This window comes from Porphyromonas sp. CAG:1061 (assembly GCF_000435035.1).
GTDB lineage: Bacteria > Bacteroidota > Bacteroidia > Bacteroidales > Porphyromonadaceae > Porphyromonas_A > Porphyromonas_A somerae.
The window spans coordinates 26,202-31,553 of the sequence record NZ_HF988920.1 but is presented as its reverse complement, the minus strand read 5'-3'; the positions used below and the strand labels follow the sequence as shown (position 1 = coordinate 31,553).

At 51.1% G+C, this 5,352-nt stretch carries 4 protein-coding genes; 2 read left to right on the top strand and 2 right to left on the bottom strand.

The annotated features are described in order from the left end of the window. Window positions 1-993, top strand: a 993-nt coding sequence (locus QVO39_RS05840; RefSeq protein ID WP_288171830.1) for an HAL/PAL/TAL family ammonia-lyase, incomplete at its 5' end; no start/stop codon positions are given. 198 nt (window positions 994-1,191) lie between these two features. Beyond that, window positions 1,192-1,701 carry an O-acetyl-ADP-ribose deacetylase gene (locus QVO39_RS05835; protein ID WP_021903403.1) on the top strand — a complete coding sequence of 170 codons (510 nt, stop codon included), beginning with the start codon at window positions 1,192-1,194 and terminating at the stop codon, window positions 1,699-1,701. Here QVO39_RS05835 and QVO39_RS05830 read toward each other — a convergent pair. Together QVO39_RS05830 and QVO39_RS05825 are read right to left on the bottom strand one after the other, a co-directional pair. Next, window positions 1,698-2,816 carry a polysaccharide pyruvyl transferase family protein gene (locus QVO39_RS05830; protein ID WP_021903402.1) on the bottom strand — a complete coding sequence of 373 codons (1,119 nt, stop codon included), beginning with the start codon at window positions 2,814-2,816 and terminating at the stop codon, window positions 1,698-1,700. The two genes, QVO39_RS05835 and QVO39_RS05830, sit on opposite strands and share 4 nt — an antisense overlap. Further along, a partial coding sequence (locus tag QVO39_RS05825; protein WP_288171828.1) for a calcium-translocating P-type ATPase, PMCA-type occupies window positions 2,813-5,352 on the bottom strand: 2,540 nt, incomplete at its 5' end. The genes QVO39_RS05830 and QVO39_RS05825, both read right to left, overlap by 4 nt.

Genomic DNA, 5,352 nt, shown 5'->3' with positions numbered 1-5,352 from the left:
AAAGGTAAGAAGATGACCTCTAAGGAGGCCTTTAAGAAAGCTAAGTTAGAGACCATTACCCTACAGAGTAAAGAGGGCTTGGCTCTGCTCAACGGCACTCAGTTTATGAGCTCTCACGGAGTGTACGCTCTGATATTGGCTCGTCGTGCTGAGCGGATGGCACTAAAGGTAGCAGCCCTTTCCCTTGAGGCATTTGACGGACTAGAGGCGCCCTTTACCCCACAGATCCAAAAGGTTCGCCCACATGCTGGTCAGGCAGTAGTAGCCAAGACCATCAGAGACCTCCTCAAGGGTAGCAAGCTACAGAAGGTAAGCAAGCCACAGGTACAAGACCCTTACTCCTTCCGTTGTATCCCTCAGGTTCACGGTGCTAGCTATGATGCTTGGCAGTATGCTTGTAAGGTGATAGAGACCGAGATCAATTCAGTGACCGACAATCCTACGATCTTCCCCGATGACGACCTTATCGTCTCTGGTGGTAACTTCCACGGACAGCCTATCGCACTGGTATTCGACTACTTGGCTCTCTCTATTGCTGAAGTGGGTAATATCTCAGAGCGTCGTACCGCTCAGCTGATCCTCGGGCTACGTCAGTTGCCAGAATTCCTTGTGGCTAAGCCAGGTCTCAACTCTGGCTTTATGATTCCACAGTATGCTGCAGCAGCGATGGTGAGCCAGAATAAGATGTACTGCTTCAATGCCTCTTCCGATAGCATCGTAAGTAGCAACGGGCAGGAGGATCACGTCTCTATGGGTGCCAATGCAGCCATCAAACTACTTCCTCTACTCGATAATCTTTATGCCATCCTTGGCGTAGAGCTGATGAACGGAGCACAAGCCTTGGCACTTCGTAAGGGCGAGGAGAAGACCTCCAAGCCACTTCAGGAGCTGTACAAAGAGTTCCGTAAGGTGGTGCCAATGGTTCAGGATGATGTGGTAATGTACAAGCAGATGCAGGATGCCGCTGACTTTGTATATGGCTATCAACTCTAAGAAATTGACGGTGTAATTGATATGGGCTAGCGAAGTTATCCGACTTCACTAGCCCATTTATTTTATAAGAATGTTGCACGAAGGATGAGATGCAAGGCGCTGAGGATGAAGGCGAAGGGAGCGTACTAGCGTACGTGACCAAGCCTGAATTCCGAAAGCAACGCAGCAGATCGCATTCGTGCAACAGTCTTTAGAGATATGAACGAGAGAATAAAAGTAATTGTGGGCGACCTCACCACGCTTCAGGTAGATGCCATCGTCAATGCCGCCAATGAAACTCTGCTCGGTGGTGGAGGGGTAGATGGCGCCATTCACAGAGCGGCTGGCAAAGGGTTACTAGAGGAGTGTCGCACGCTTGGCGGTTGCCCTACTGGTGCCAGCAAGATCACCGATGCCTACCTCCTTCCTTGCAAGAAGGTGATCCATACAGTCGGCCCCATCTGGAGAGGCGGAACGCAGAATGAAGATCAGCTCCTCGCCTCCTGCTATCGCACCGCACTAGAGCTAGCAGAGGAGCACCAACTCAAAACCATCGCCTTCCCCTGCATCAGCACAGGCGTTTACAGATTTCCTCGGGAGCGGGCCGCTAAGATTGCCCTCGAAGTGATTAAAGAATACCTCGCCACCAACCACTACTCCGGTACAGTAACCCTCTGCTGCTTTCTAGAGGAAGATGCCCAGATCTATCAAAAGCTATTAGCCGATTAAGCTAAAGAGTCTCGCAAAAACTTCAATGAGTGCTCTTTGAAGGCTCCTAGCTTTTGATGATCTACGGACGGGGTAGCCAGCTGATAACTAGCGAGCTCTTCTTCCTCCACAAATGCGTCGGCAGAGACAAACTGCTTGAGTGTGGCAAAGCGAGCAAGGCCACGCTCCTTATTCTCCACCACCACAAACGGCTTACCAAAGATGGTCGAGAAGACCGCTCCATGAAAGGAGTCGGTCACCACGAACTCCGCATTGAGGATATTCTCCAACCAAGTCTCCACCGGCTTCAGTTGATAGTCCGACACCTCCTTCCACCTGTCATAGACCGTCATCTTAGGCATCATCTCAAAAGCAGTAGTGCCTACCTCGCGAGCCACTTCCTCGGCAAACCTCCGCTTCTCAGGAGTGGCATCGAGGAGATAAGCAAAGACCTTTCCGTGAGTTTCCTCCCTTAGTTTCAACCTCTCCACATACTCCTCCCGAGAAAGCAACAGAGTAGGGTCTAGCACCAGCGTTGCCTCATGCACTAGATGCTCTTGGCAGAAATGAACCCCACACTCCTCACGCACCGAGACTGCATCAAAGTATCGAAGTAGCTCACGTGCCATTTGGGTCTCCTCCTCACTGAACTCCCACTCATCCGTCCCAAAAGACGGCGCATAGGCCACCCTCTTGATAGACGATTCTCTCGGCAAAAACTCCAAGAAGTAATCAGGCAAATAAGGGGAATACTTTGGGCGCCACGTCTGGTCACTCCCCACAATAATGGCACCCAGTTCTCTTGACACTACATCCTCCCTCAATGCCAGCTGAGAAAGAATAAGTGGAGTAGTCTCAATATAGTTCTCAACAAAGGCATCTGTATAGCGAGTCATTGTCGCCTCTCTACGTTTTGTGACAGGCTTACTAGGTGACTGAGGATCACGAAGAACATAGCGTAGGTAAAAGTAAGAAAGATACTTTCGGAAAGTACTACGATCATCCACCCAATCAATTCGTCGTAGCGTCACTGGCCTATGCCCCTCCTGCCTTAGCACCTCCTGGAGAGCATAATTCTGTACAATACCACCATAATTCAAGCCCAACGGCTGAGTAAGAATACCTACTTTCATCATCCTTGTTTTCTAACGACCCTAACTAATTCCCCTATGAGTAGCACTGGCGAGGTGAGCACAAAGGTGAGCAACCAATCCTTCCACGTGAGAGGAGTGACACTAAACATCTCGCCCCCAAAGTTGACTATAAACAGCTGCCCTACCAATATCACAAGAGCAATCAACACAAAGCCCCTTGCCCCCTTAAAGTGAAATGCCGAGCGACCACTCTTAAAGGCACGGGCATTGAACATATTCCAAAACTGTAGCCACACAAATAGCGTAAAGAAAAGACTCTGCTCATACCTCGTAATAGTCGGCAAACCATCCACCATCGAAAGTGAGAAAAGGTCCGTCATACTCCTAATATTATACGTATAAAAGAGGTAATAGAGCACTAGTAGTATCACGAAGAAGAGCCCTCCGACCATTAATATTCCACGCCCCATCGCCTTGTCAATAATAAAAGAGCTGCGATCCCTCGGCTTCTCATGCATCACCCGAGCAGAGGGTGGCAACGAAGCAAGTGCCATCGCCGCAAAGGTATCCATAATCAGATTGACCCACAGCATCTGCGTCACCGTCAAGGGCGTATCAGTGCCTAGAAAAGCTCCAGCCAACACAATCAAACAGGCCGCCACATTGACCGTCATTTGGAAAAGGATAAAGCGCTGAATATTCTGATAGAGCGAGCGTCCCCACATCACCGCCCTGCCGATACTAGCAAAGGAATTATCCACAATGGTAATATCACTCGCCTCCTTAGCGATAGAGGTCCCATCACCCATAGAGAGCCCCACGTGTGCCGACTTAAGTGCGGGGGCATCATTCGTACCATCACCTGTCACCGCCACCACCTGATTCCGCCGCTGCAACGCCTCCACCAATCGCTGCTTATCCAGAGGTCTCGCCCGAGAGATCACCTTGATCTTCCCGATACGCTCCTCCAGCTCATCATCACTCATCTCAGCCACCTCAGGACCCGTCACAACCTGCTGCTCCCCATCTCCATCTTGCCAAAGACCTATCTGCCGAGCCACCTCCCGAGCGGTTGCCACCGTATCCCCCGTCACAATCTTCACATCAATTCCTGCCGCTAGACACTCCCTAATGGCCGGTGGTACATCCACCCGCACGGGGTCCGAAATAGCCACAATTCCTAGGAAGGTGAGCTCCTTAGCCACCAACTTTCCTTCAGATATCCCCTCCTCAATACGCTCTAGCTTCTGATAAGCAAAACCCAGTGTACGCATCGCTTGCGACTGGTACTTCACCAGCCCCGCCTCAATTGATTGGCGGTCAATAGCCCCCTCCACCTGGCTAGAGAGTCCCAAGACCATCTCCGGTGCCCCCTTCACATAGAGGATAAAAGAACCCTCAGGCGACTGCACAATCGTAGCCATATACTTCCTCTCCGTAGAAAAGGGGATTTGTGCCACCACTTTAGCCTCCGAGACCATCTCGTCGATAGCCACCCCTTCACGATCCAGCCACAAGAGCAAAGCCCCCTCCGTAGGATTGCCAAATACCCTAGTGCTACCATCCGAAGCCTTGTCCAGCGTAGCCGTACTATTGAGCACCAACCCCTCTTGTACCAATCGACTCCCAGCTCCTTCCGCACCATAAAACTGTGCTTCCGCCACCGTCATCAGGTTCTCTGTAAGCGTCCCAGTCTTATCGGTACAGATCACAGTCGTCGCCCCCATCGTCTCACAAGCGTGCATCTTACGTACCAGATTATTGGTCTGCAGCATCTTCTGCATACTATATGCTAGGCTCAGCGTCACCGCCATCGGCAATCCCTCAGGTACCGAAACCACCACCACCGTCACAGCAATCATAATGGTCTGCAAAAGGTAGGTGATAAATTCCGACCACTCAAAAGGCTCCATACCACTACCCCAAAGGTAGACCGACATCCGCCCCACCAACACCAAGAGAGCAATGCCATAGCCCAGCTTACTAATCATACTCCCAAGCCGATCCAGCTGCTCATTGAGCGGAGTCCGCACAGAGTCATCAATCTGGGCAGCGTGAAATACTTTGCCATTTTCAGTCGCATCACCCACAGCAAAGACCCTACAGACGCCATGTCCCTCCACCACACGCGTACCACGCAATAGATGATTCGTTGGAAAAGTCGCCTCACTGTCCGAGGCCGTAGGAGCGGCCGACTTAGAGGCAATTGGTTCCCCCGTCAGCATCGATTCATCCACCGACAGACTCACCGAATCCAGTAATTCCCCATCGGCTGGCACCTCATCGCCACTCTCCACCACCACAATATCCCCCACTACTACACTCTGTTTGGGCACCTCCATAGTATGCCCATTGCGTATCACCCGCACCGGCTCATCGTCATTGACCTTATTAAGGATTGTAAACTCCCTATCAGCCTTTTGCTCAAAGTAAAAGGCCAAGCCAGTCGCCAGCAATACCGCAAATAAAATGCCCATCGGCTCCAAAAAGGCCTCACTACCACGCCCGTGATAGTAGACCTCGTACACCGACACCCCAATTGAGAGCAGTGCGGCCACCAATAAAATAATGATGGTAG

Excerpts from the sequence above, each read along its gene's own strand:
- QVO39_RS05835 (WP_021903403.1), top strand. The coding sequence starts at position 1,192 with ATGAACGAGAGAATAAAAGTAATTGTGGGCGACCTCACCACGCTTCAG.
- QVO39_RS05830 (WP_021903402.1), bottom strand. The coding sequence starts at position 2,816 with ATGATGAAAGTAGGTATTCTTACTCAGCCGTTGGGCTTGAATTATGGT.